General features: G+C 38.8%; 26 protein-coding genes. 15 read left to right on the forward strand and 11 right to left on the reverse strand.

What is annotated here, in order from left to right; translation table 11 throughout:
• Positions 1-256: 256 nt before the first annotated feature.
• The 7 genes from AC27HL_RS01485 to AC27HL_RS01515 form a co-directional block, all read right to left on the reverse strand.
• Positions 257-1,402 carry an HDOD domain-containing protein gene (locus AC27HL_RS01485; RefSeq protein WP_487078475.1) on the reverse strand — a complete coding sequence of 382 codons (1,146 nt, stop codon included), beginning with the start codon at positions 1,400-1,402 and terminating at the stop codon, positions 257-259.
• A gap of 55 nt (positions 1,403-1,457) precedes the next feature.
• Positions 1,458-2,069: an anthranilate synthase component II gene (locus AC27HL_RS01490; protein WP_487078477.1), complete on the reverse strand. Its 612-nt coding sequence runs from the start codon at positions 2,067-2,069 to the stop codon at positions 1,458-1,460.
• 340 nt (positions 2,070-2,409) lie between these two features.
• Positions 2,410-3,615 carry an alginate export family protein gene (locus AC27HL_RS01495; protein ID WP_487078479.1) on the reverse strand — a complete coding sequence of 402 codons (1,206 nt, stop codon included), beginning with the start codon at positions 3,613-3,615 and terminating at the stop codon, positions 2,410-2,412.
• A 467-nt stretch (positions 3,616-4,082) separates the two neighbouring features.
• Positions 4,083-5,099, reverse strand: a complete 1,017-nt coding sequence (locus AC27HL_RS01500; protein WP_487078481.1) for a 5-oxoprolinase subunit C family protein — start codon at positions 5,097-5,099, stop codon at positions 4,083-4,085.
• Entirely contained in the window at positions 5,092-5,823 is a 732-nt protein-coding gene (gene pxpB, locus AC27HL_RS01505) for a 5-oxoprolinase subunit PxpB (protein WP_487078483.1), read from the reverse strand. Before pxpB ends, AC27HL_RS01500 begins: the two co-directional genes overlap by 8 nt.
• Positions 5,824-5,844: 21 nt before the next feature.
• Positions 5,845-6,585: a 5-oxoprolinase subunit PxpA gene (locus tag AC27HL_RS01510; protein ID WP_487078485.1), complete on the reverse strand. Its 741-nt coding sequence runs from the start codon at positions 6,583-6,585 to the stop codon at positions 5,845-5,847.
• Between the two features lie 19 nt (positions 6,586-6,604).
• Positions 6,605-7,798, reverse strand: a complete 1,194-nt coding sequence (locus AC27HL_RS01515) for a YcbX family protein (protein ID WP_487078487.1) — start codon at positions 7,796-7,798, stop codon at positions 6,605-6,607.
• Positions 7,799-8,023: 225 nt separating this feature from the next.
• Here AC27HL_RS01515 and mpl point away from each other — a divergent pair, with 225 nt between their 5' ends.
• A complete protein-coding gene (mpl, locus tag AC27HL_RS01520; protein WP_487078489.1) occupies positions 8,024-9,391 on the forward strand; it encodes a UDP-N-acetylmuramate:L-alanyl-gamma-D-glutamyl-meso-diaminopimelate ligase in 1,368 nt (455 codons plus the stop codon).
• Between the two features lie 61 nt (positions 9,392-9,452).
• Positions 9,453-10,100 (forward strand): flavin prenyltransferase UbiX, encoded by a 648-nt coding sequence (locus tag AC27HL_RS01525; protein ID WP_487078491.1) that lies wholly within the window; start codon positions 9,453-9,455, stop codon positions 10,098-10,100.
• A gap of 55 nt (positions 10,101-10,155) precedes the next feature.
• On the opposite strand, the gene AC27HL_RS01530 is transcribed toward AC27HL_RS01525, so the two are convergent.
• On the reverse strand, positions 10,156-10,449 hold the full coding sequence (locus AC27HL_RS01530; RefSeq protein WP_487078493.1) for a hypothetical protein: 294 nt from the start codon (positions 10,447-10,449) through the stop codon (positions 10,156-10,158).
• Positions 10,450-10,682: 233 nt separating this feature from the next.
• On the opposite strand from AC27HL_RS01530, the gene AC27HL_RS01535 reads away from it, so the two are divergent.
• The 4 genes from AC27HL_RS01535 to AC27HL_RS01550 all read left to right on the forward strand — a co-directional run bounded on the left by AC27HL_RS01535 (position 10,683) and on the right by AC27HL_RS01550 (position 15,783).
• Positions 10,683-13,934 carry an amidohydrolase family protein gene (locus tag AC27HL_RS01535; protein ID WP_487078495.1) on the forward strand — a complete coding sequence of 1,084 codons (3,252 nt, stop codon included), beginning with the start codon at positions 10,683-10,685 and terminating at the stop codon, positions 13,932-13,934.
• Positions 13,935-14,071: 137 nt separating this feature from the next.
• Positions 14,072-14,488 (forward strand): GNAT family N-acetyltransferase, encoded by a 417-nt coding sequence (locus tag AC27HL_RS01540; protein WP_487078496.1) that lies wholly within the window; start codon positions 14,072-14,074, stop codon positions 14,486-14,488.
• Between the two features lie 40 nt (positions 14,489-14,528).
• Positions 14,529-14,939 (forward strand): GFA family protein, encoded by a 411-nt coding sequence (locus tag AC27HL_RS01545; protein ID WP_487078498.1) that lies wholly within the window; start codon positions 14,529-14,531, stop codon positions 14,937-14,939.
• Positions 14,940-14,967: 28 nt separating this feature from the next.
• A complete protein-coding gene (locus AC27HL_RS01550) occupies positions 14,968-15,783 on the forward strand; it encodes a formyl transferase (RefSeq protein WP_487078500.1) in 816 nt (271 codons plus the stop codon).
• 21 nt (positions 15,784-15,804) lie between these two features.
• Here AC27HL_RS01550 and AC27HL_RS01555 read toward each other — a convergent pair whose 3' ends face one another.
• Entirely contained in the window at positions 15,805-16,293 is a 489-nt protein-coding gene (locus AC27HL_RS01555; protein ID WP_487078502.1) for a chloramphenicol phosphotransferase CPT family protein, read from the reverse strand.
• A 323-nt stretch (positions 16,294-16,616) separates the two neighbouring features.
• Between AC27HL_RS01555 and AC27HL_RS01560 the strand changes: the two genes are divergently transcribed.
• Complete coding sequence (locus AC27HL_RS01560; protein WP_487078504.1) at positions 16,617-17,456, forward strand: hypothetical protein; 840 nt, start codon at positions 16,617-16,619, stop codon at positions 17,454-17,456.
• Between the two features lie 62 nt (positions 17,457-17,518).
• Here AC27HL_RS01560 and AC27HL_RS01565 read toward each other — a convergent pair whose 3' ends face one another.
• The gene (locus AC27HL_RS01565; protein WP_487078506.1) at positions 17,519-18,286 is read right to left on the reverse strand and encodes an SDR family NAD(P)-dependent oxidoreductase; all 768 of its coding nucleotides are present in this window, start codon (positions 18,284-18,286) and stop codon (positions 17,519-17,521) included.
• Positions 18,287-18,401: 115 nt separating this feature from the next.
• Here AC27HL_RS01565 and AC27HL_RS01570 point away from each other — a divergent pair, with 115 nt between their 5' ends.
• The 4 genes from AC27HL_RS01570 (at position 18,402) to AC27HL_RS01585 (ending at position 20,227) form a co-directional block, all read left to right on the forward strand.
• Positions 18,402-18,752, forward strand: coding sequence for a winged helix-turn-helix transcriptional regulator (locus AC27HL_RS01570; protein ID WP_487078508.1), 351 nt, complete (start codon positions 18,402-18,404; stop codon positions 18,750-18,752).
• Between the two features lie 27 nt (positions 18,753-18,779).
• Positions 18,780-19,058, forward strand: a complete 279-nt coding sequence (locus tag AC27HL_RS01575; RefSeq protein WP_487078510.1) for a putative quinol monooxygenase — start codon at positions 18,780-18,782, stop codon at positions 19,056-19,058.
• Positions 19,059-19,154: 96 nt separating this feature from the next.
• Positions 19,155-19,841, forward strand: a complete 687-nt coding sequence (locus AC27HL_RS01580; RefSeq protein ID WP_487078511.1) for a DUF6445 family protein — start codon at positions 19,155-19,157, stop codon at positions 19,839-19,841.
• A gap of 38 nt (positions 19,842-19,879) precedes the next feature.
• Positions 19,880-20,227 carry a hypothetical protein gene (locus tag AC27HL_RS01585; protein ID WP_487078513.1) on the forward strand — a complete coding sequence of 116 codons (348 nt, stop codon included), beginning with the start codon at positions 19,880-19,882 and terminating at the stop codon, positions 20,225-20,227.
• Here AC27HL_RS01585 and AC27HL_RS01590 read toward each other — a convergent pair.
• Positions 20,224-21,831, reverse strand: coding sequence for a cytochrome-c peroxidase (locus tag AC27HL_RS01590; protein WP_487078515.1), 1,608 nt, complete (start codon positions 21,829-21,831; stop codon positions 20,224-20,226). The genes AC27HL_RS01585 and AC27HL_RS01590 overlap by 4 nt on opposite strands.
• A 268-nt stretch (positions 21,832-22,099) precedes the next feature.
• Between AC27HL_RS01590 and AC27HL_RS01595 the strand changes: the two genes are divergently transcribed.
• The 4 genes from AC27HL_RS01595 to AC27HL_RS01610 are packed head-to-tail and all read left to right on the forward strand — an operon-like array spanning position 22,100 to position 25,466.
• Positions 22,100-23,650, forward strand: coding sequence for an ATP-binding protein (locus tag AC27HL_RS01595; protein ID WP_487078516.1), 1,551 nt, complete (start codon positions 22,100-22,102; stop codon positions 23,648-23,650).
• A 32-nt stretch (positions 23,651-23,682) separates the two neighbouring features.
• Positions 23,683-24,354: a response regulator gene (locus AC27HL_RS01600; protein WP_487078518.1), complete on the forward strand. Its 672-nt coding sequence runs from the start codon at positions 23,683-23,685 to the stop codon at positions 24,352-24,354.
• Positions 24,355-24,397: 43 nt separating this feature from the next.
• Entirely contained in the window at positions 24,398-24,832 is a 435-nt protein-coding gene (locus AC27HL_RS01605) for a DUF3291 domain-containing protein (protein WP_487078520.1), read from the forward strand.
• A 37-nt stretch (positions 24,833-24,869) separates the two neighbouring features.
• Positions 24,870-25,466: a DUF2238 domain-containing protein gene (locus tag AC27HL_RS01610; protein ID WP_487078522.1), complete on the forward strand. Its 597-nt coding sequence runs from the start codon at positions 24,870-24,872 to the stop codon at positions 25,464-25,466.
• The last annotated feature ends 40 nt before the right edge of the window (positions 25,467-25,506 follow it).

Consider the following 25,506-nt stretch of genomic DNA (forward strand, 5'->3'; position numbering starts at 1 on the left):
GAATTAACTAGTATTACTGTTTAAAAGTGACTACTAATCAAAAAATAGACAGAGATTATGACAGAAAAAACCAGCATTGTCTTGCCTAATCAGGCTGTAAGCCTTATAAAATAAAGGCTTAACCGTTTTTATTCAGAATTAGTGCATAACTATGTTTGAGATGATTTTGCTTGTGTGAAGTGGTGTACTAGTGCGTTAAGTCAACTGAAGAGAATTAGAATTGTTGATAATGTTTCATAATTAATCAAAAATAATTTTAATTAAAACTCAATTTAATATGGTCAATATCACTTTTCTTTAATAATGCGATGTCACTCGTGCTTAATTGCCCTGCCGTGAGTAATATTTTGGCTTCTTCGGGGCTGATTAAATCTTCTTTTGCCAAGCTTCTAAAAGCGATGTAGGCCTTTGCTTTCGTCACTAATTTTGCAATTGGGCACATATGGTTAATATTTATGGCGTAGGCAAGGTCAAAAAGTGCTTCGGTGATTTGTAAGCGATCAAAGCGCATCAGCTCCACCATATCGGCGGCCACTTTACTACTGCGTTGAATAAGTTGTTCTAGTAATAATTCTGGCGAGACATCAAGCTCCACTAGTACATCGTGTAGTCTTTTATCTTTGTTTTCATATGCGCTACGCAGTTCTTCATTGTATAGCTCATTATAGGTATTTAAAAATCCACGTGTGACAGCCAGTAGTCCTAAGTTACTAAGCATGCCGGCAGTAAATGCAGTAAATTCATCAAGTCCCTGTTCTTTCGCTAAACGTTGAGACGCTAGGGCAATAGACAAACTATCGTTCCATAATTTCCGTTTCATTAGCGGGTAAGGAGCGGTACTTATTGGTAGCCAATGTTTTAACATAAAGGTTGGCATCACCAGTTTAAGGTTGTCTAAGCCAACATAACTCAATGCCAAGTTTGGTTCAGTAACCTGTACATCCGAACGTTTTCGATATTGTGGTTTATTAACTAGGTTAATTAATTCTGTACATAGCCAAGGTAAGGCTTTTGCCAGTGGGGTGATGCGATTAATTGAAGCGGCTTTTACTGCCAGTATTTCCATGATAGAAGGTGCAGCATCCTCAATTTTTAAGATATTACTATAAAGGTGTTCTTTGTTATCAAATTCTTTATTAACTTGTGTCGATACTTTATTAAAAAATCTATTCATTACCTGAGCTTTAAAATGCTCTTGGCCATGTGCTTGAATAATTTTATTTTTTTTAGCTTCTTCTTCAACGGCCAATAATTCGCGGCGACGGTTTAGTTGTTCGCTGTCTTGATGCTTAGCTACTCGCACTTTGCCGTTTTTTAGTTGGGCAAAGTCTTTACTAATCGCAAGGCTAATAGCGCGACTGTAAATTGGAGCAACGAGTTTATTATCTTCAAATATCTGCATCAGAACTTAATTATAGGTGTACTGTTATTTAGTGGCTAATTTGGTTATCGACCAGTTAATTAATTTCATTAATATTATCATCTATTTGATTGCAGTATTGGTCAATAAAGTTTTGCAATAATTGATGGCCTTGTTCAGTTAGTACTGATTCGGGATGAAATTGCACACTGGCAATGGCTAAGCTTTTATGATGTAACGCCATTATTTCCAAATGTTGCCCTTTACCTAACCAAGCACTCACTTCAAGTTCATCAGGTAATGTATTTTTATCGACGACTAAGGAATGATAACGGGTAACCGTTAATGGTTGGGCTAAAGCTTTAAATAGCCCTTGCTCATTGTGACTAATAGCACTGGTTTTACCATGCATAACTTTTTTGGCTTTTATGACTTTTGCGCCAAAATGTTGGGCAATACATTGATGACCAAGACAAACGCCTAAAATAGGAATTTTGCCTTTAAACTTGTCAATAATTGCTAAGGAAATACCCGCAGCATCAGGGTCACATGGTCCGGGAGATATGACAATAATTTGCGGTGCTAATGTGGTAATTTGCTCTAGGCTAATTTCATCATTTCTCTTTACCACGACCTCTTGGCCCAGTGCTTGGAAATAATGCACTAAGTTAAAAGTAAAAGAGTCGTAATTGTCGATCATTAATAACAAAAAAATACCTGCGCCGAGCTAGAACTAAAAGCGGGCGCTATTCTAGTCTTTTATGTCTAGCCAATCTACCCCTAAACTTGCTCTTAACAAGCTTGAGATTGAAATGTAGCAGCTATCGTCACTCGTTCACACCCTAGTGACAGCGACATACGGTACTTCGACGTGCACGGATGCACTAATGCCTCGAAAGATAGGAAGTCTGAGAGAGGCCTGTATATACACGCTCTTTCACATCCATGTGATCGCGACATACCTACATCCTGTACATAAAAAAGGGCTTAAACAAATGTTTAAGCCCTTTTAATAACTTTTCTAGCAATTAAGTTATGGCAAATTCTTTTTAGAATTTAGCAGCAACTTGTACCCAAAGTTTATCAGTGTCTATATATTTTGAATCATCTGAGCTGAAGCTAGCTAACTTAACTAAAACACTGTAGTTTTTGTTAAATGCATAAGCTGCTGCAACATCAATTTCTGTACCGTAATCTCTGTTGTTAACATCTGAAGACAAGTCATGGTAAGTGGCAGAAAGCTTAATGCCGTTTACTTTTGTTTTAGCGGTAACGTAAATATCTTCAATACCGTCTTTATCAGTAGTTAAGAATTTATCGGCAAAACCTTGGAACTTGTGTAATGTTGCTAAAGGCGTTGAGAACGCTACACCGTTATCGCTACCTAAAGATTCTATACCGGCTAATAATGTTACTGAGCTTACTTTTGTGCCTAATTCAAAGTTGTAGTAATCGGCACTAAAGTCAGCAGCATTGTCGCCCGCTTCACTTTGTGTTGCGTAGGCAGCATTAACCATTACTGGACCAAATTTACCTTTGTAGCTTACGCCGTATGTGTCAGTAGATAACCCCGCCGCAGTATCAAAATCAAGTAAGTATGCATAAGCGTTGATTTTATGCTCTTTATTAATTTTGTAGCCAGTATTTAATAAATGGAATTGACCGTGTAAATCAGCCGCAGGGCTGTCAGGGCCAAAAATACGGTTTACATTGTATATATAGCTATAATCTGCAGAGAAACCATTCGCTGGATTAACTTGGAAACGGTAACCGTCGTAAGTTTGCTCGTTTTGTCTCCAACCTACACCGCCAACAAAACGTTGGTTGTTGTGTAAAATGCGTTGACGACCAGCAGTTGCTGAAAAATTGTCAGCTGTGTACTTTAAGAAAAATTGGTTTACATCAGTACCTGTAGGGTCAACAACTTTTGAATATTCATCTTCACCATTAGTGGTACTGTTGTAGTTATCGATAATGTCTGTCACGTTATCAACTTCAACGCCAGCAGAAAAACCTTCAAAGCTACCTGTGTTTACTGTGATGCGGCTTTTTAATGTTAATGCACTTGCATTATCTAAAGCATTGTCTTCATCAACGCCTTCGTAACGAGCACGGAAGTTTAGTTTAACTGTACTATCTGAAAGTGCTTTTTTAACACCTGATGCAACAGAAGTTTCTTCGGCAAATGCTAATGGTACACTTAATAGAGAAGCTGAAAGTAAAGCTAGAGTAGTGTATTTTATGTTAGTGTTCATAATATCAAACCTTAATGTTTTAAACTTGAGAGAGTTTATTTTTTAATCAACTGTAGTAATACTTTAGTCAAAATTCCAGCTTGTTTAAGGCAGTTTTTAATAATTATAATTTGTCATAACAAACAAAATTTTTATTTAATTACATATCGTTACATTTCGCTTTTTGTTTTGGTTGCACCATTTTACACATTGGCCATTACTTGGCTCGATATTTAACCTGTTTAAAAAACGAGTAACTTTTAATGACGGTAAAATTAGCACTACTCTGGTCGAATGAGAATGATAAAAAGCGAAAAATTCATGATTAGTGTCGCAAAGCTGATCTGGAACAATAAATGAGTGCATTTTTCAGGGAACTCTTCGAAAATTGTATTGTTCGTACTTTAAAAATATCGTTAATTTGTAAACAAACGGTAGTTAAGTGTTAACGGTATAGAGGCATATTTTAGATGATGAAATTTTCTTTTTTAAAACTTTTCAAAGAATGCGTGCAATTGTTGTTGTGCTTGTTGGTAATTAATGGTGACAAAGTTAACGGATTGGCCAGGGCGCATTTGGCTTAAGCGAAATAAATCGGTTTGTATCACTGTACCTAATACTGGATAACCACCCATAGTTTGCCTTTCTTTCATTAGAACTATGGGCTCTTCGTTGGCTGGCAATTGAATCGTGCCGTAATTAACTGGTTGTGAAAGTAAGCACTGTTGACGTAACTCGTCGGCTAGTATTTTTTCAGCTACTGCTAAATGCTTAACTTTTGGCGCTAGCCGATAACCCATACGATTACTACTAGCGGCAATGCTGTATTTGCAGGAGCAAAACTCTTGTTGCTTTTGCTTTGTCATATTTAAAAATACATTACTGGCTATAAAACGCAGTGTTAAGGTTTGCTTGGCATAAAATTGTTCAAGTTTATTTGAGTCGTGCTTTGTTTGCTCAAAATCATCGGCTTTAATTTGCGCAGAAGAAAAATAGATTTTACTGCCCGATGATAAAAGTGCACCACAATAGGCTAATGCCAGTTCATTGATTGTTTGTGAATAACTGCCAAGCCATTGCTGTTGCTGAGGGTGTAACTTTACCCCGCCTTTAATGGCTAAATAGCTATGTAAGCCTGATTTTGGCATTGAAAAAGTAAGGATGTCATTGGCTGACAATTTGTAACTTTGCCAATTTTCAATGGCTTTATGGTTAATTTGTGCTTGGCAATCTGCGCCGGAAATAGCGATGATGCAATTTGCATGCGCTTTAAAACTGATTTGTCCTAGGGTGATTTCAAGTGCGGCACAAGCTTGCTGTATTTCAGTGCTGCCATTTGAAACCTTATAATATTTGTTACCCAATAGCTTGTTGGCGTAAAGAAAGGCATATTCATCTGCAGCGCCACTGCCACTAACACCTAAGTGTTGGCTATAGGTTCGGCCAAGATCTTGAAGACTTGCACGACCATTTATGGCAATAATCTCTAAACAAGGTTCAGCCATGCTGTAACTCCTGCTGCATGGTTATAAATTGTGCTTTTGAAATACGATAAAACTGTACACTTTGCCCAACGTTAATCGTTGCGGCGAATTGCCCATTTACTGAATGATACATAGGTAGTGGTGTTTGGCCAATAATATGCCAACCACCTGGACTTTCATTAGGATAAACCGCAGTTTGCTGCTCGGCAATAGCAACTGCCCCCTTTGGTACTTTGATGCGTGGCGATGCTTTACGAGGCATTACAATAGCTTTAGGCAAGCTTGCTAAGTAACAAAAACCAGGTGTAAAACCTAAAGCATAACTACGATAAACCGTTGAACTATGAAGTTTTATGACCTGTTCTGTGCTGAGTTGGCAACTTGTTGCAACATGATTTAAGTCCCATTGTTGTTCGATATCATAATAGACAGGAATACGAATAGTACCTGCAGTAGGCGCTGCTTGCCCTTTGTCGTTTTGTTGGCTGGCAATGGCAAGAATGTACTCAATCAAGGTTTGCGCTGCAATGTGCTGAAATGGGTAGTAAATCATCAAACAATGATAGCTAGCTACCGATTCTAGTATTAGCTCTGGTAATTTGTCTTTAAGTTCAGCTTGTAGTGTGATGATGTTGTGGTGTTGCGCACTTGAAACTTGCGGTTGCCAACTTAATAACAAGGCGTTTTCTGCAACTAGCTCGATATTGAAATCAACAGCGCTTGGCTGATTATTTACAAGCTTCATGGTATAAATTTCTTTGTAACGCTATTTAGCATTATTAGTTATGGTTTGGCGCAATGCTTTTAACATAGCTAGGGCATTTGGCGTATCGCCATGCACGCATAAAGCATCGAGGTGAAACTCAATAGGCTGCTGATTGATACTCAGTAGTGGTTCGTTATTAATGAGTTTAGTACAGCGTGCTATTACGGTTTGGTTATCGCTTAACACGGCATTTGGTTCACTACGTGGCACCAGCAAGCCATTATCTTGATAGGCACGATCGGCAAAAGCTTCAAAATATAATTTAATACCTTGCGCTTTAGCTATTGTCTCAAAGGCTGAGCTATCTTTTATTGCTTGAATCATTAGTGCTAATGGTTGCTTACTGTTGTTATTTAACTGAGCTATTGCACGACAGATGATGGTAAATATCTCACTGTTTTTCATCATGTCATTGTATAGTGCGCCATGTGGTTTCACGTATTCTACATCCGCATCTTCGGCATGACACAATGCTTGTAAAGCGCCAATTTGATATTGAATAATGGCGATTAACTCTTCAGATGGCAGAACCATGGATTGGCGACCGAAGTTTTCAATATCAGGGTAACTTGGATGAGCACCAATGATGACTTGATGCTTAACAGCAAGTTGTATGGTTTTTTTTATGGTCAATGGCTCTGAGCCATGAAAACCGCAGGCAATATTGGCCATATCAATATAGGGCATAATGTCAGCATCATTATTGCTTTTAAATTCCCCTAAATCACAGTTTAACTTCATGGTGTTCCTAATCAATGGTTTAATTTTGGCTTATTGCTCGGCGTTTTCTTACCGGGTGTTCAATTGCTACGTCGGTCAATGGTGTGCTGCTGCAGCTTAAAATGTAGCCTTGGCTTTGTTCTTCGTCAGATAAACCATCTTGGCAGTGCTGGCGAACCTCGCCTGATATTAATTGTACTTTGCATCGCCCACACATTCCGGCACGACAAGAGTATGGCAGCATCAAACCGGCATTTTCCCCTTGCTCTAATAAACTTTGCTGATTGTTACCCTGAAACGTTTTATTAAAGCTATTAAAAGAAATGCTAGGCGTTTTAGTGAGTGCTGAACTGGCCGATTCTCGGTTTTCACTGGCCTGTAGCTTATTGCTGCTCGTAGTTGGTTTTCTAAGCACTGGCGGAGATTGTGTTTTGAGTACTTCAATACTATCACCCTGTTTTATTTGTCCTTGATTTAAGGGCACCAAATTTTGCCCGAAAATAACGTCACCATTTTCGAGTTGGCGATAACTTTTTAAGGTTTTTAATGGTTCTTGTTGGCGATGTTTTTCGCCTGTATCGGGGTCAATAGTTGTGAATATGCAACGTGTACAAGGTTTGGTAATTTCAAATTCCACTTCACCTATGCGAATGTGCTGCCATGAGTCTTCTGCAAAGGCGCCACAACCATTAACAACAATGTTTGGCCTAAATTGTGCCATCGCTATTGTGGTTTCGTCGGTTTTTATTTGGCTATTAAGCTGGTCTAAAGAAGCTTGAGAAATTAATAAAAGTGGGTAGCCGTCGGCAAAGCCTACTTGCGTGTTTCTGTTTTTGACAAAGCGTTGTGAATCTTTACCAAAAAATAATAGCTGACAAGGTTTTTGCAGATACTGCGTGAGCCAAGCGTTAATATCGCTATTGCATTGTTGGGCATTTATATTATCTTTCCAAACTAAAACATTGGTGTAATTGCTAGTTAGTTTTTGGTAATCAATGACTAAGGCTGGCATGTCAGGTGCTGTGAGTACTAGGCCTGAAGCGGTTAAATTTGCTTGGATTAGGCATAATGTCGGCTCAGTACGAGCGGTAAAAAATTCGCCATTTAAGCTTGCCACAACAAATCTACGGTCAAAAGCTAAGCCAAGTTCCTCTACCCAACTGGATGATAGTTCAATACCTGAAGTGGATTTTATCGGATATATATTGATATTTTGCAGTCTTGCTTTCGTCATGAATTCCCTTAAATATTGCATCTGGCCAACGGCATTGATAGTGAGCAAAAAGCGGCAATTTTGCAATATGTATTTTTACCAGATTAAGGTATATTGGGGGCATAATTTCTAAATTGGAATTACACTAGCGCCTGTTAGTGCAAACCAAACAATTGGCCTGATTTGTTTTGATAGCAAAACGTTTATTGACGGCGATTAGTATCATTATCAATTAATAAGGTTCTTATGCATCTTCATATATTAGGTATTTGCGGCACTTTCATGGGTGGCATTGCCGCTATTGCCAAGCAAATGGGTTTTCGGGTTTCTGGCTGTGATGCCAATGTGTATCCACCAATGAGCACGCAATTAGAGCAGCTTGGTATTGAACTTAAGCAGGGTTATTTAGTTGAGCATTTAGATGATGAACCGGATTTGGTGATTGTTGGTAATGCCATGGCGCGTGGTAACCCTATGGTTGAATATGTATTAAGCCGTAAAATAGCGTATACCTCTGGTCCACAGTGGCTATTGGAAAATGTCTTAAAAGATCGCTGGGTTCTGGCAATATCGGGAACACATGGTAAAACAACCACCAGTTCTATGCTGACTTGGATTTTAGAATATGCCGGTATGAAGCCAGGTTTTTTAATTGGTGGTGTGCCACAAAATTTTGACTGTTCCGCCCGTTTAGGTGCCGCACCATTTTTTGTTATTGAAGCGGATGAGTATGACACAGCGTTTTTTGATAAACGCTCTAAGTTTGTGCATTACCGACCAAACACATTAGTGATTAACAATATGGAATTTGATCACGCTGATATATTTAATGATATCAGTGATATTCAGCGACAGTTTCACCACCTTATTCGTATGGTGCCTAATAATGGCTTAGTTTTATCACCGAAAAATGAGCAAGCAATTGCTGAAACTTTACAGATGGGCTGTTGGACACCGACTGAGTTTAGTGTTTCGGATACAGAGCGAAACCTAGGTTGGCATGCTGAAAAACAACAAGTAGATGGCAGCGAATATCAAGTTTCATTTCAAGGGGAAATTCAAGGAAGGGTTAAGTGGAATTTAATTGGTGACTTCAATATTGAAAACGGACTAATGGCAATTGCAGCAGCACGCCATGCAGGAGTTCCGTCGGCGGTGGCTATTGAAGCTTTAGCAGAATTTGTTAATACCAAACGACGCTTAGAGTTCAAAGGTGAAATAAAGCAAATAAGGGTATTTGATGATTTTGCTCATCATCCTACTGCTATTCGTAAAACCTTAGCAGGTATGCGGGCAAATGTTGGCAATAAGCGTGTTATCGCAGTGCTCGAGCCAAGATCGAACACTATGAAATCAGGCGTGCATAAAGATACCCTTGCCAAGTCATTAGTTGATGCCGATGTGGTGTTTGTGTATCAAGGTGAGCAAGTACTGTGGTCGGTCGATTCATTAATTGAGGACTGTCATCAACCCTGTTTTGTTGAACAGGATATAGAAGAACTAGTCAGTGCCATTGTTGCCAGTAGCGAAGCGGGCGATACCATAGTGGTTATGAGTAATGGCGGTTTTGGCGGTATTCATGAAAAGCTGCTAAGTGCGCTTTCTAATGTATAATAAAGCGAATTGACTACATAATTGTTCATTTTCTTCATTGATAAATTTTTAAGGCAGGCGAGTGCAACAAGCAACTAATATTAAAAACCAAACAAACTTTAATAGTAAAATTACCTTAGCAATCACGGGAGCATCAGGGGCTGCCTATGCATTAAGGTTACTCGAATGCTTAGTTGCCGCGAATTATCAGGTCTTTGTTTTATACTCAAGCGCGGCGCGTGTGGTATTTGATACTGAACTTGGCCTGAAATTACCAAGTTCCCCCGATGCTGCCAGTAAGTTTCTAACTGAGCGTTATAAAGCCAAGCCTGAGCAAATTATTGTTTTTGGTAAAGAGCAATGGTTTTCACCTGTGGCGTCTGGCTCTGCAGCACCTAAAAAAATGGTGGTTTGCCCTTGTTCCACAGGAACGCTTGCCGCGATTAGTCAAGGCATGAGTGATAACTTAATTGAACGTGCTGCAGATGTGGTGATTAAAGAACGTGGTCAATTAATCTTAGTGCCGAGAGAAACGCCGTTTTCGACGATACATCTGCAAAATATGCTGACTTTATCGCAAATGGGAGTAACCATTATGCCGGCAGCGCCAGGGTTTTATCATCAACCAGAGTCGATTAGTGACTTAATTGATTTTATGGTGGGGCGGTTGCTTGACCATTTGGCAATCGAGCAGTCGATAATGCCACGTTGGGGCTATCAAGCAAAATAGTCCCAACTTAGATTTTTTCAAAACATTTAACTCGATGTAAAAAGTAACAGCGCCGTTAATCGGTATCGGACGGCACTTTATTTTGTGCTTTAATCTCTTTTATATCAACACCATCAAGTAGTAGCATGACATCTGCAAGTAGCCTTTTTAATTCACTAACTTCACAAGGCACGGATTTTTTTGCTTTTTGTACATATGCAATAGCCTCACGATTTTGAATCACCTCTAACAGAGCTTTTAGTGTTTCAGAATCGTTAGCATCGATTGCCGGCAGTGGCTTTTCACTGGCAGCATTATAAAGCGAGTAAGTTGCAATTAAGTTAGCTTGTGCTTCGGCTAATCTCTCCATATAAATCTATCCTTATTTTTATTATGGTTATTGTTCTACCATACTGAAAAATAAATAATTGTCTAATTATTCGCTCGTTTTCATCAAATAAATTTTTATATTTACAGTCGGTTAACAATTGGCGCTGAACGGTAATTTTATACAATTTATCGTATAAGGCTTAAATTCTCCGTGCTGATGTGTTGTAGTAGAGGCATAACAATAATTCATACAGTTAATTAGGTTTTAAAATAATGTCTAAATTTACTTCTCGAATGTCTTCGGTTGCGCTTAGTGTTGCGCTTGTTTTGGCAACAGGCCAACATGCTATTGCTGCAGATGACGCAAAAAAAACTAGCGAAGAAACTAAAACTGAAAAGTGGTCGGTAAACAAGCCGCAAGGAGAATTTACTACTGCGAAAATTGATGTACGCCAAGGTACTTGGATGAACGTTGATATAAGTCCTGATGGAGAAACATTAGTTTTTGATTTGCTAGGTGATATTTATACTTTACCGATCGAAGGTGGCGAAGCAAAAGCGCTAATGACAGATATTGCATGGCAAATGCAACCACGTTTTAGCCCTGATGGTAAACATATAGCGTTCACATCTGATGAAGATGGTGGTGATAACCTTTGGATCATGAAAGCCGATGGTAGCGAAGGAAAAGCGGTAAGTTCTGAAACATTTCGTTTATTAAATAGTCCTGCGTGGTCGCCTGATGGCAACTACATTGTTGGTCGTAAACATTTTACCGGCTCTCGTTCTTTAGGTGCGGGTGAAGTGTGGATGTACCATAAAACCGGTGGCAATGGTGTCATGCTAACGAAGCGCCCAAATCAGCAAAAAGATTTAGGTGAGCCAGCGTTTTCTCCTGATGGTAAATATGTTTACTTTTCTCAAGATGCAACACCGGGTAAAACGTTCCACTACAGTAAAGACTCGGAAAAGGGTATATATAAAATTAAGCGCCTTGATTTAGCCACAGGTGAAATTAAAGTTATAGTTTCTGGTAAAGGTGGTGCAATTAGGCCAGTACCGTCGCCAGATGGGAAGTATTTAGCCTACATTAGCCGTGATGACTTTCAGTCAAACCTGTATTTGTACGACCTAAAAAGCGGTAAAGAGAGCCTGATTTTTGAAGGCTTAGACCGCGATATGCAAGAGACTTGGGCTATTCATGGTGTATATCCGAATATGGCGTGGTTGCCCAATAGTGAAGGCATGGTGTTTTGGTCAGGCGGGCAGATTAATAAGTTAGATCTTGCAAGCAAGCAAAGTTCAGTGATCCCTTTCCATGTAAAAACTGAAAAGAAAATTCAAACAGCGTTACGTTTTCAACAAGATGTTGACCAAGACAATTTTGACGTGAAAATGTTGCGTGATGTAGAAATTTCACCGAATGGTCGCCAAGTGGTTTATGAGTCTATGGGGCATATATACACTCGCAATATTGCCAACGGTAAAGCGAAGGGCAAAGCTAAGCGCTTGACTAAACAAAAATCTCATTTTGAGTTAAATCCGAGTTTTTCTCGTGATGGCAAATACATTGTTTACAGCACATGGAACGACAACAAACTTGGCGAAATTCGTATTGTTTCAGCCCGTGGCGGTAAAAGTAAAGTGCTTACTAAAGAGCCGGGCAAGTATATTGAACCAAGCTTTTCACCTGATGGCAAAACAATAGTATTTCGTAAAGTTTCAGGTGGTTACATTACTGACCCTACGTGGGGATTAAACCCAGGTATTTATACGATGAGTGTAAAAGGAGGTACTCCTAAACTTATCACCGAATCTGGTTCACTCCCTCACTTTGGCAGCCATAATGACCGAATTTATCTATTACGTGATGGCGACAAGCCTCAGCTAGTAAAAGTTAACTTGAACCGTTCTGCTAATGCCGAACAAGAGCAAGCTATCTATCAAGGTAAATTTGCCACTGAATATAAAGTCTCGCCAGATGGTAAATATTTAGCTTTTGCTGAACGTTTTAAAGTGTTTGTTACACCATTTGTTGAACGAGGCCAAGTGATTGATATCGGCCCGAAAGCGAAAAACTTGCCAGTGAAAAAACTGTCAATGCGCGCGGGAGAAAGTATTAATTGGAATGGTAAATCAAACGAGTTGTATTGGAGCTTAGGCCCAGATCTATACCAAGCCAGCGTAAGTGGTTTATTTGATATATCTGAAGCAGAAAAGGTGGATAACAAGTCACAAGAACCAGTTAAAACTTATTTAGGTTACAAAGAAAAGGCCGATAAGCCGTCGGGTCGTGTTGCTTTCGTTGGTGGTAAAGTTATCACTATGGAAGGCGAGCAAGTAATAGACAATGGTGTAGTTGTGGTTGAGGGCAATAAAATTATTGCTGTTGGCAAACAAGGCCAAGTTGATGTGCCTGCTGATGCAAAAATTATTGATGCCACGGGTAAATCCGTTATGCCAGGCTTAATTGATGCACATGCACATGGCCCGCAAGGTAGTTATGAGATTATTCCACAGCAAAACTGGAAAAACTATGCAGGTTTAGCATTGGGCGTAACAACGGTTCATGATCCTTCAAATGACACAACCGAATTTTTTGCCGCCAGTGAAATGCAAAAAGCCGGAGATATAGTTGCCCCACGTTTGTTTTCAACTGGTAGTATTTTATATGGTGCAACGGTTGCTGGTTATACCTCACATGTGGATAGCTTAGATGACGCTAAGTTCCATATCGAGCGTTTGAAAAAAGCTGGTGTATTTAGTGTTAAGAGTTACAACCAACCTCGTCGTAACCAACGCCAACAAATGGTACAAGCGGCACGTGAAGCAGAAATTATGGTGGTGCCAGAAGGCGGATCATTATTACAGCACAACCTGTCTATGATAGTCGATGGCCATACAACCTTAGAACATTCGATTTCGACGGCGAAAATTTATGACGATATTAGACAGTTATGGTCGCAATCAGAAATGGCTTACACACCAACTATGGGTGTTGCCTATGGCGGAATTTCAGGAGAGCACTTTTGGTACGATACAACTGATGTATGGAAGCACCCGCGTTTAAGCCAGTATGTACCTAGTGAGTTTTTAGACCCACGTTCAATGCGCCGTACTAAAGCACCACACCATCATTACAACCACATTAACGTGGCAAAAGTTGCAAAAGAAATGCAAGACTTAGGTGTTGAAGTTAACTCTGGAGGTCATGGCCAGCGTGAAGGTTTAGCTATGCACTGGGAAATGTGGATGATGGCGCAAGGCGGTATGTCACCACTTAATGCTATTCGTACCGCAACTATGTCGCCTGCTAAAACTTTAGGTTTAGATAGCCAATTAGGTTCGTTAACGGTTGGCAAGTTAGCCGATATTCTTGTTGTTGATGGTGATGTTAGCCAAGATATTCGATTATCAGATAGAGTTGTTTATACCATGGTCAATGGTCGCTTATACGATGCAGAAACTATGGATGAAGTGGGTAACTATGATAACAAGCGTAAGAAATTTTATTTCGAAAAGTAACTTGTTCTAGATTAGTTAACTAAATAAAACCCGGATTATCCGGGTTTTTTATTGCTAGTAATTTGATCGTTCAATAAATCAAAAAACACGGTACACTCATCAAATAATACTGAGGCTAGAGTATAATTAGGAATATTTTGAAAATCGAAGTTATTGATACCTTTGATTCCGAACTCGTGTCATTTTTAGATGCTAAAATAGCGGAATTTAATTGGGCTCGCTGGGAAGTCAGTGAACGTAAAGCCATTGCAGTGAAATTAGCTGATGAAAATGGCGAAATTATTGCCGGCGCCGCTGGTCGAACGTTTGGTGATTGGTTGATGATTAATACTTTATGGGTCAGTGAGGTATTACGAGGCCAACAAGTGGGCAGTAAGCTTTTGCAAAAAATTGAAATGGCAGCGCAGGCACGCGGCTGCAATAAAGCGTTACTAGATACCTTAAACTTTCAAGCCATGCCATTTTACAAAAAGCATGGTTATCAAGTGCAGTGGACGCAAGAAAACTACCCAAAAACCGGCTGTAAATATTATATGGTTAAGCAGTTGGCATAATCGTTTGAAGAGCAAATAACAATTAAAGAAAGGAAAGTGAATGTATTCAGGAAAATGTTTGTGTGGGCAAGTGAAAATAACGGTAACAGGCAATATCAGTGATATTATCCATTGCCATTGTTCGTTATGTCGAAAAAATTCAGGCACTGCTTATGCGACAAATGGTTTTGTAAACCGTGACAATTTTATTGTTGAGCAAGGTGAAGCGCTGTTAAGTCAATTCTCTTTTAAGCCAGGTCGAACAAGGCATTTTTGCAAAAATTGTGGCAGCCCTGTTTATAGCAGTAATGAAGAAGACCAAAGTAGAGTTCGCGTAAGATTAGGAATTTTTGATTCTGATTTATCTGAACGGCCAATGTCACATAACTTTATTGACTCTAAAGCAAACTGGGAAGATTTAGATGCCGATTTACCCCGCTACTCGACCTTTGAGCCTAGTCGGTTAAAGTGAAGCAATACATGCAGTTATAGGTGTTTTAGTGAACATTGTTTTATTATTAAATAATGATATCGCGAGTAATTTAGCGCTAAATTTATTGATGCCTAAACTTAGCGCACATCAGGTATCGGTATTTTTGTCGAGCAAAGTTGGTGGTAAAAATACTCAACCTAGAGCGTTACAAGAGTTAGCCAAATTTGAACAAAAGACAATTTATCAATGTTTAGAGCAAAGTACTTTAGGTGATGAACATCAGCCGAAAGATCTAGAAAAGTTTCGAAATTACCATGAAATAGCAAAATTCTATGGCATTGATGTCTCACTTTTAAATGAGATCAATAGCCCAATTGGCCTAGCGAGGCTTACTGAGCTGTCACCCGATATTATTATTTCTGTTCGTTATGGTGTGATATTGAAACAACCGGTTATTGATATTGCGCGTTACGGAGTTTTGAATCTTCATTCTGGTATATTGCCAGAATTTCGTGGGGTTATGGCTACATTCTGGGCAATGTTAAATGGCGAAAAAAGCCTAGGTACAACATTACACTTTATTGACGATAATTTGATTGATACTGGGCGTATTGTTGCCACTTCACGTACTAATGTACAAGCTGATAAATCATATTTGTGGCATGTATTGACTTTATATTTTGATGGTTGCTCGCTTATTACTCAGGCACTGGAAAATATTGCCGAAAATGGTAGATTAAAAACTAGGGTTCAGCGTGGGCAAGGTCATTATTACAGTTTTCCAAATGCAAAAGCACTAAGTTTATTTCAAGAAAAAATAGCTGACTTATATAATGAACGGGAAATTATTGCCTTGCTAAATAAAGCAATAAAAGCAGGGTAGACTAACGTGAGTTGTAGTGTATTAGGCCAAAGATTTTATTATGATTTCAGCGCATTGCTGCGGAGAGTTTGCCGCAGTATCTAGAGTTAAGTCATAAGTGACACCGTCATGGGTACTTTTTAGTTGCGATTGTGCCAAACCGTGGGGGCGATCTCCTCTTGCTAGTTCGCGTTCCTCTAATTCATATAACGGGCAGTCGACTTTAATAAAGCTAACCTGAAAGCCAGCTAAAGTACTAGAAAATTCGTTATAGGTTTTCTTGCCACAAAATACAATATCGACAATCACGTTATGCTCTGTCTCTGCTAAAGCCTTTACTGATTTAGCCATCGCTAGTTTCATTTTTGGAAAATTAATTGAGCCTGCGGGTATTTTGTAAGGCGTCATATCCCAAAAAGCATCAAGAGAACATAGCAGGTAAGCGTCTGCATATTGTGTTTGCAACTCTCTCGCTAGGGTTGTTTTTCCTGAGCTTGAAGTGCCATTTAAGATGATTATTTTTCCGGCCATAGTAAAATTATTCCTGTAAAAGTTTATCCCTAAGAATAAACCTAGTGTCTTTGCAAATAAAAGAAAGCTATTTTTTATGATTGAGCCTTAATTGCAATTGCCTGTACAACCAAGCCTACGCCTTTATAATACAAGCCTTTGTTAATATTGCGCTCTAGTTCAAATAAGTGCGTAAAGTTTTGTCAGGTACTTAACTTTTTAGTAAAAAAGGGCGTTGTTCTAAGGTTAATTTATAGGTAATTAGCGCAATACATAAAGATCATTTCTTTATTATCCTCACATAACTATACTTATTACAGGCTTTGTCGCGTGACATAAATTTTATGTTTAATAATCTAAGCATCGTTTCATTAATTTTTACTTTAGGATTAACCGCACCAGCTAGTGCGGATACTATTTTTATTCATACCGATAATATTAATGATTTAGCTAATCTTGAAAGCAATAACAAAAAAGCAAGTTTGAGTGCCGCCACAAACCTATCTACTTTACAGAATGAGCGTGGAATTATTCAGTTTGAATATATGAATACTAAACGTTCGCTAGCCTTGATGGATAAAGGTGAAAATATTTGTATTGTTAATAAAATAAAAACTCAGCAGCGACTTAGCAAGTATGTTTTTAGCCAACCAATAAACTTGTTTTTAAGCCGACGTTTATACCAAAATGCTTCTTTTACGCCAATTGTTAAACCTGCGCTTGGCATTGATACGTCGGTGACGTTAGTAGATGTATTCAATGCTAAACCTGAGTCACAGGTTATTGTTTCAGGGCATATCTCTTACGGTGACAATCTTGATAAGCAAATTGCAAATTTAGCGGATAAAAATAAAATAGAACGATTCAGTAGTGAGCATGAAACGGGTTTAATTAATATGTTTGCTAAGGGAAGGGCTGAATTTGCCTTGCTTTACCCTCAACAAGTATATGATTATTCAAATGAGATAAATTTTCGCTCCTATGAGGTGGCAACAATTTCTCCATATACCTTAGGGCACTTAATGTGCACGGATAATGTTGAAACTAATAAATTTATTGCACGAATAAATCAGCAGCTAATTAAATTAAATCATTCTGGCGAGTTGTTAAATATACATTTAGCTTTTATCAATCCTAAAGAATCAACTATTTTTCGGCGTTATTTCCAACAAGCGTTTAAATAGATTGAGATACTCCACATTTCCCCGAAATATCTCAGTCAACCAGATATGCTAGCGTGTAAAAGTTAGTTTCTACCTGCCATAACGCCGCCATCGTGATCCCAAATAGCGCCGGTTACCCAAGATGCTTTTTCGCTAAGTAAAAAGCTGATGCTGTTGGCTATATCTTCAGCCGTGCCTATTCGACCAATAGGGTGAAATTCATTAAACCCAGCTAAGGCTGAGTCTAATTCATCGTTTGCGATAAAAGAGCCGTAAATTGGCGTTTTAACGACAGCAGGCGCTACAGCATTTACCCGTATATTGTATTGTGCAAGTTCCATCGCCATATGTTGAGTAAGCGCATGTAAGCCTGCTTTCGCCATAGAATACGCTGAAGATGGCGTTGCCTTTACTGCTTGTTGTGCCCACATCGAGCCAATATTAACAATTGCCCCGCCATTGTTAGCAATCATATTCTTTGCAACTGCTTGTGAAATAAAAAATGTTGCACGATTTAGCTCCATATATTGATCATATATTGCATTGTCGTGCTCGATAAAGCTGGTTGGCTTAAAATAGCCTGCGGCATTTACTAAATAGTTAATGTGTTTTGGTAGCTGTTCAATATATTGATTTAATTGATTAATTTGCTTTGAGTTATATAAATCCACTGCTAAGGTATCAACCTGAGTTAGTGGTAACAGTTGCTCTTTTACGTGTGCTAGTTTTTCTTCATCGCGGCCAACAATAATTAAGTTGCTGCCATTTTCTGCCAGCTGTTTTGCCGTGGCTAAGCCCATACCACTTGATCCTCCAATGATTAAGGCTAATTTCTTACTTGTATCACTCATATTTTTCTCCAAATAGTTGTCTACACTTGCTAAAGTAGACTCAGCTTATCGACTTCATTAGCTTGTTGAAAAGTAGGTACAATTTAGTGGGGTAGGTACTTTTTGGTACATCTTTATGAATAATAATGAAAATTTAATTTCACAAAAATTACCGCCAATTGATAGTGCTCGAATGGTGGAAACAATTTATGGTTGTAAATGGTCATTGACGGTTTATCAATTGTTAGCAAGTGGTATAAAAAGGCCTGGTGAAATGGTACGTAATGTCGATGGCTTAACCACTAAAGTGCTAAATGGCTGCTTGAAGAAAAACGTTGAGTTTGGCATTTTAAAGCGGGTTAGTTATAACGAATTACCACCACGAGTAGAGTACTTTGTGACTGAGTTTGGTCAAAAGTTTTTGGCTATCACAGACGCATTAGAACAATTGCAACACGACATTAATCAAGAACATAATTTATTATAATATGTAAAAGCCAATGTAGGAGCTGTTATGACAATTGTACGAGTAAATGAATTTACTGCTGCAGATGGAAAAACTGCCGAGCTTTTTTCATTTTTAGAAAGCTTAGTCCCTTATATTAGCGGTGCTGATGGATGCTTGTCATGTGAACTATTAACACATCAAGAGCATACAAATCAGTTTATGGTTATCGAGCGCTGGCGTAATATTGAATGCCATCAACAAGCGATTACCAATTATCCACAAGAGGAGATGCAAGCGGCGATGAGTTTATTTGGCGCACCACCTAAAGGTGCCTATTTTACGTGAGTTATTTTAAATAACGAATAAATACTGACAAGTAATTAGTTCAGAACTAAATCGGATGTAAATTTAATTTGTATGCATGATAAGTATAATAATCAAATGGAGCTACCAGATGTTCCATATAATTCGCCAACTATTCCGTATGAAAAGCCTGAGTTAGGGGTAAACTATTGGATTAAAGATGATTTTTTTCCTACAAAGAAGGCTAATGAAATAGCAAATAAGTGTTTTAACAAAAAGAAGTGGAAATTAGGTAAGCCATATACTAATGAACTTTGGCCGGGCATGCGCTCTAAAAATGCTTTGAATAAAAAGGACTTGAAACTCGTTGAGGATTGGGCAAAAGCACAAATTAACAAATCTGAGTTTTGGGTCGCAGAGTCAGATAGTGTTATTGTTGATTCCAATACGGCCATCTTAGTTGGCGAAGATGAAGGCTCGGCTAGGCCTCATGTTGATAATAGAAAGTTATGTAGATATGGTGCTGTATTATATTTAAGTCAATACCCCAAACCACATTCTGGTACGAGCTTTTATCGCCTAAAATATAGCAATGGAGCGGCAGGAGGTAATAAAGTAGTAGCACCATACGATAATTTGGTTGATGCGTTAAATACGACAAGTTTACCTCCGAGTGCATGGTATGAAGATATAACGATTGAAAATAAATTTAATCGATTGATATTATTTAAAGGAAACTTGGCACATAGTGCGAGTGGATATTTTGGAAAAGATAAAAGAGATAAGCGCTTAGCAGTAACTTTTTTTTGGATGACTGAAGATTAGTAAACTTTATGTTCTTGATTGCTTTATTTGGCCTATTAATGATGCTAATAAGTGTGCATATGATAAAGGCGCCTGACGGTTTTGCTAAGGCAATTATTGCGTTTAGTCAGCTTAAATACTTCCATAGTATCGAAATAATCAGCCGGCTATTGTTTGCGGTCATTTTTATTCACTATGCAGAGGAAACAAATGCTGAACTGATCAATAGCCTGTTTGGCTTTTTGATGGGGTTTACGTCGATATTTTTAGTGGTTATTGGTGAAGTGAAACATCGAAAGTTTGCGCTTTGGTCGGCGACGAAATTTAATTCGATGTTTCGCTATTTAGGTGTTTGTTCACTGTTTTTTGGTGGCTTTATAATTTATTCCGTGATTTATAATATTTAAAGTGTCCGCCCGTTTATATCAATGGCGATAAGCACATTGCCATCAGGGTTGTCTGTTACAGCGTCGGCAATCCAAGGCGCCATACAAGCTCTATCTTCAATACATGGATCTGTTAAGCTTTCTAAAAATGCGACCAACTGCTCTACTTGCTGATCACTTAGGTTAATTTGTGGAAGGCGCGATGTTCCCGCCATACGTTCACGATTAAGCTTATTGGCCGCCGCTTGAGAATTTTCACTGGCATTTGGGTACAAAAGTTGGCAGTTGCTAATATTACGAAATTGCCCAAGCTGACACCAATCTTGATTATTAGCATAGTCGATCGCACTGCGCTGAGGGTTATTATAATGTCGTACTACTCGAGTTAGCGTGGCGTAAGCACCGCTATGGCCATAAGGCGCTGTTTGGGCAATATTAAGTAAGCTTGGTGTTCTAAAGTGATAGTTATCTGCTGTTGATTGAGTGATTGCCCCACGACCTATATCATCATCACTGTTAGTGCCAGCACCTTTGCCTGTGCCTATTTGAGGGAACGCTACGGTGTGATGCATTTCATCACTTAATAACGGACCATTATGGCATGCAGAACACCCAGCGCCGTTATCCTCTGGTGCTTGAAAGAACAATAACGCACCTTGCTTTTGCTGTTCGGTTAATGCGGTTAAGTCACCCTGAAGATAGTTTTGCCATGGTGAATCTATAAAAATCATTGAACGTTGGTATTCAGCAATGGCATGAGCGATGTTTTCAAAGGTAATAAGTTGCTCAGCATTGTTGCTAGAGTTAAATGCAAGTTGAAATTCTTCTAGCCACAGATTTAGTGATAGTTCGTTGCTACCGACACCAAAATCTCCAATTCGAGCTGCTAGGTGGTGCCGAATATTATCGTTTGAGCTACCCTCTTCAAAAGCTGATGTTTTCATTTCATCGACAGATGTTACCGGAAATTTTGCTTGTGCCGCGACTAAGTTCGCGCCGGCATTTACATCGGCGATACCAAAACCACTATCTGGCGTACTAATTGCTGATAAAGCGCCATTCGCGCCCGGCTCTTTGTTAATGCTTTCAATTCGTGAATCCCAAAATAAACCACTATCCCATAGTGCGACATTGAAGATTGTGGGGCTATTTCTTGGTACGAGTGGCGTGCCAAGGTTATTAACACGACCTTGCCCTAAGACATTACTATCGATTGCTTCAACTCCAATAGGCAGGCTTAACTCGTCTGCTCCGGCTAGCATAGGGTGATGGCAACTTGCACATGCGGTGTCTTGTACGCCACTTAAACTTTTACTGAAAAATAGTTTTCTGCCTAATTTAGCTAAAGGGGAATCGATATTGGCAACAATACGATTTGCAAGTGGTGAAACCGCAAGGTCGTTATCAATTATGATATTCGTTAATGTTTGATCAAGTTCTGCTGGCTCGGTAATTATCGGTGTTGTAGGTGTTGTCTCTACAGGTGCGGGAGCTATGACTATTGGTTCATCTATGACAGGTGTTTCAGTGCCATCTGAACCGCCACAAGCACCAAGTATGCTACAGGTTACCCATATCATGAAAAATCTTACTTTACAGTTATCTATGTAAATATTAACTAACATTTCTATAAACTCCGGACGGCATTAACAGGTGTTATAGAAAGTTTATTCAATGATTAAGGAAGCAAAATGTAAGAATTAAGGAAAAAATGTGCAAGCTATCGACAAAAAAAGACATTTACTTAAATAAACAGTATAACTGTTTATTTAACAAGCCATAGTTATCAATAAAATGCGTATATTCCCAAAGCTGCTACTAGTACTCATATTGACTAGTTTAATACTACTTTTGCTTTTGTATGCATTATTACAGTGGGGCCTCGATCGAGGCATGCTCAATTACGTAAACCAACGGCAAATGCAGGGTTTACAGCTAATCTCTAAAAATTTATCTGCAGTTTATCAAGAGCATGGAAACTGGCAGAAAGTGATCGCGTCAAGTGCTCCGCCGCATGAACGAAATACATTCTCAACAATAAATCATCCTAGAGCTAGGCCCGAGAGGTTCGAACCTAGACATTCACCTAATAGGCGTCATAAAAACAATTTTAGTGAACGTCAGCGTCATTATACTGGAGTTGAATATTGGCGGAATATCGTTCGTTTGTCTGAACAAGGCTTGGATTATCCAGATGACTTAGCGGAACTTAAGTTTGTTAATAGCCGTCGGCAGAGCTTAGCTGAAAGTGACGAGTTTGAGAGCCGGTATTCTCAACAAGATAGAACAAAAAATTTAGTCGATAAAAGGTTGAGAAATAAACGACCAAGACAAGATGGCAAACGTGCGCCAGCAAATGGCCCTGCGATTCCTTCACGAGTGAAGTACAGTCTACTTAATGAAAACAGTGAGCTGTTGATTGGCCGATATACGCCAAGGTTTGTTAAAAAAGATATAGTTGTTAATAATAAAGTTGTTGGTTACGTTGCCATACCACCTACAGAACAGCTTACCAATAAGTTTGATTTACAATTTGTTGATGAAATTAATCAATATTTGACAGTAGTTTTAATGGTTGTTTTTATCATTATTATTATTATAACTATCCCGCTTTCTCGTCACTTCGTTAGACCAATAACTAAGTTAAAACAGGCGGTTATTAGTGTTAACTCTGGAGAGTTGGCAACGCGTTTACCGATAACGGGTAGTGATGAACTTGCCACACTTGGTCGAAATTTTAATGACTTAGCGGCAACGCTGGAACAAAACGAAATATCTAGAAAGCGTTGGCTGGCGGATATTGCTCATGAATTAAGAACGCCGTTGGCAATTATTAAAGGTGAAATAGAAGCAATGGAAGATGGTATTCGGCCATTGAATCTTGAAAGCATTAGTAGCATTGCGGATGAAGTAAATCATTTACAGCGCCTCATAAGTGACTTGAACGAATTAAATCAAGCTGAAATTGGTGCTATGCGTTATCAAAAATCAGTAATAGATATCAACCAATTAATTAGTACGAATAGCGACAGGCACCGTGAACTTTTACAAAGTAAAGGGATTGAATTGTCGGTTAACTTGCCTAAGCAGAAAATTAATTGCTGGGCAGATGCAACAAGGCTTAATCAACTTTTAGATAATTTATTTTCAAATTCCAGCAAATATACTGATGCTCCAGGAAAGGTTGCTTTGCGAGTTAAAGAAGAAAAAAGCCAAGTTCTTATTTATATCGAAGATAGTGAGCCAGGGGTAAATGAGGCTGACTTAGATAAACTATTTGAGCACTTGTTTCGGGTTGAAAATTCCCGAAACCGCACAACTGGTGGCAGTGGTATTGGTTTAGCTTTGTGTAAGAATATAGTGCATGCTCACCAAGGTGAAATTTCTGCTCATCCTACGCAATTAGGTGGCTTGATGATAAAAATTACCTTGCCTACCTGTTAGGTATTCGTATTAACCTAGCTTTAGGAAACCTTATGACAAATGTTTTAGTGGTAGAAGACGAAGTTAAAATAGCGAAACTATTGTCAGATTACTTGCTTCAGGCTCAGTATCATACGGAAATGCTACATGATGGCAGCTCCGTTGTTGCTGCAATAAAAGCCAATAATTTTGATATGGTTTTATTGGATTTGATGCTACCCGTTAAAGATGGTTTAACGCTATGTAAAGAGATCAGAGCATTTTCTGATATTCCTATTATTATGATCACCGCGCGAGTTGAAGAGATTGATCGTTTGTTAGGGTTAGAACTTGGTGCCGACGATTATATCTGTAAGCCCTTTTCACCCAGAGAAGTCGTTGCTAGGGTGAAAACCGTGCTGCGTCGAAGTCACCGCAACCAGCAAACACCCAAGCATGCGGTGATTGAGTTAGATGAAAGTAGGCATTTAGCTACAGTTTATGGGCAATCAGTTGAGTTAACCGCTATCGAATTTAATTTACTAAAGGTGTTAGCTAGAGATCCCGGAAGGATTTATTCGCGCGCACAACTTATTGATTTAGTTTATCAGGATCATCGTGTGGTTAGTGAACGAACCATTGATAGTCATGTGAAGAAATTACGAAAAAAGATAAATGTATTAAGGTCTGACAGTGAAATTATCCAATCTGTATATAGTGTTGGCTATAAAGTCGAGTTAGTGTAAATTGAAGATATGAAGAAAATTGCTGTGTTTACAAGGATGAAGAATGCAACTAGCCCAGTTAAATATTGCCCAAGCAAAATACTCGCTTGATGCACCAGAAATGAAAGAGTTTGTTGATAACCTTGACCGTGTAAATGCTATTGCAGACGCAAGTGAAGGCTTTATTTGGCGACTCAAAGGTGATGGCAATAATGCAACAAACATTCAAGCATTTAGCGATCCTAATATCATCGTGAATATGTCAATTTGGTCGTCGATTGCAGCGTTAAAAGCTTTTATGTTTAAAACAGATCATCGAGAGTTTATGCGCAATAAACAGCAATGGTTTGTCCCCATGAAACAAGCGAATTATGTATTGTGGTGGGTTGAAGATGGCGAGCTCCCAAGTGTTGACGATGGTATTGTTCGTTTAGAGCACTTGCGCTGCTATGGTGAGTCACCCTACGCGTTTTCATTGAAAATTCCGTTTTCTGTTTAACAGAGTATAAAAGCAAAACAATTATAGGTTATATCTGATGTTAAAAGCATTGTGGTTAGTGGTTTTTATTGCAGTATTTCTTTGGTCAGCTATAAACCCGAAAGGCCAATTCACGTGGTTTCTAGAGGTTTTGCCTGCCCTAATTGGTGTTGTATTAATGGCCTATACTATTAAGCGATTCCCATTGACGCCACTATTAAATTTTTTCATTTTATTACACTGTATTGTACTAATGATTGGTGGCCATTATACCTATGCTGAAGTACCGTTGTTTGACTCAATTGCCCATTGGATGGGGTCAGAGCGTAACAATTACGATAAAGTTGGTCATTTTTTTCAAGGTTTTGTACCTGCACTGCTAGCACGTGAAATATTTATCAGGCGTGAGGTTATCAACGGTACGTATTGGCGCAATGCTATGACAGTTTCAGTTTGTTTAGCTTTTAGTGCCTTTTATGAACTTATTGAATGGTGGGTAGCATTGGCAAGTGGTGAAGATGCAGAAGCGTTTTTAGGGACTCAAGGTTATGTTTGGGATACTCAATCTGACATGGGTATTGCGCTATTAGGGGCAATTGTTTCATTGTTTATTTTAGCTCGTTCACACGATAAACAGTTGGCCAAGTTGCGCTAAGCTTGTCATTAACGTAGCAGCAATGATGATGATTTCACCA

This window comes from Colwellia aquaemaris (assembly GCF_057548755.1).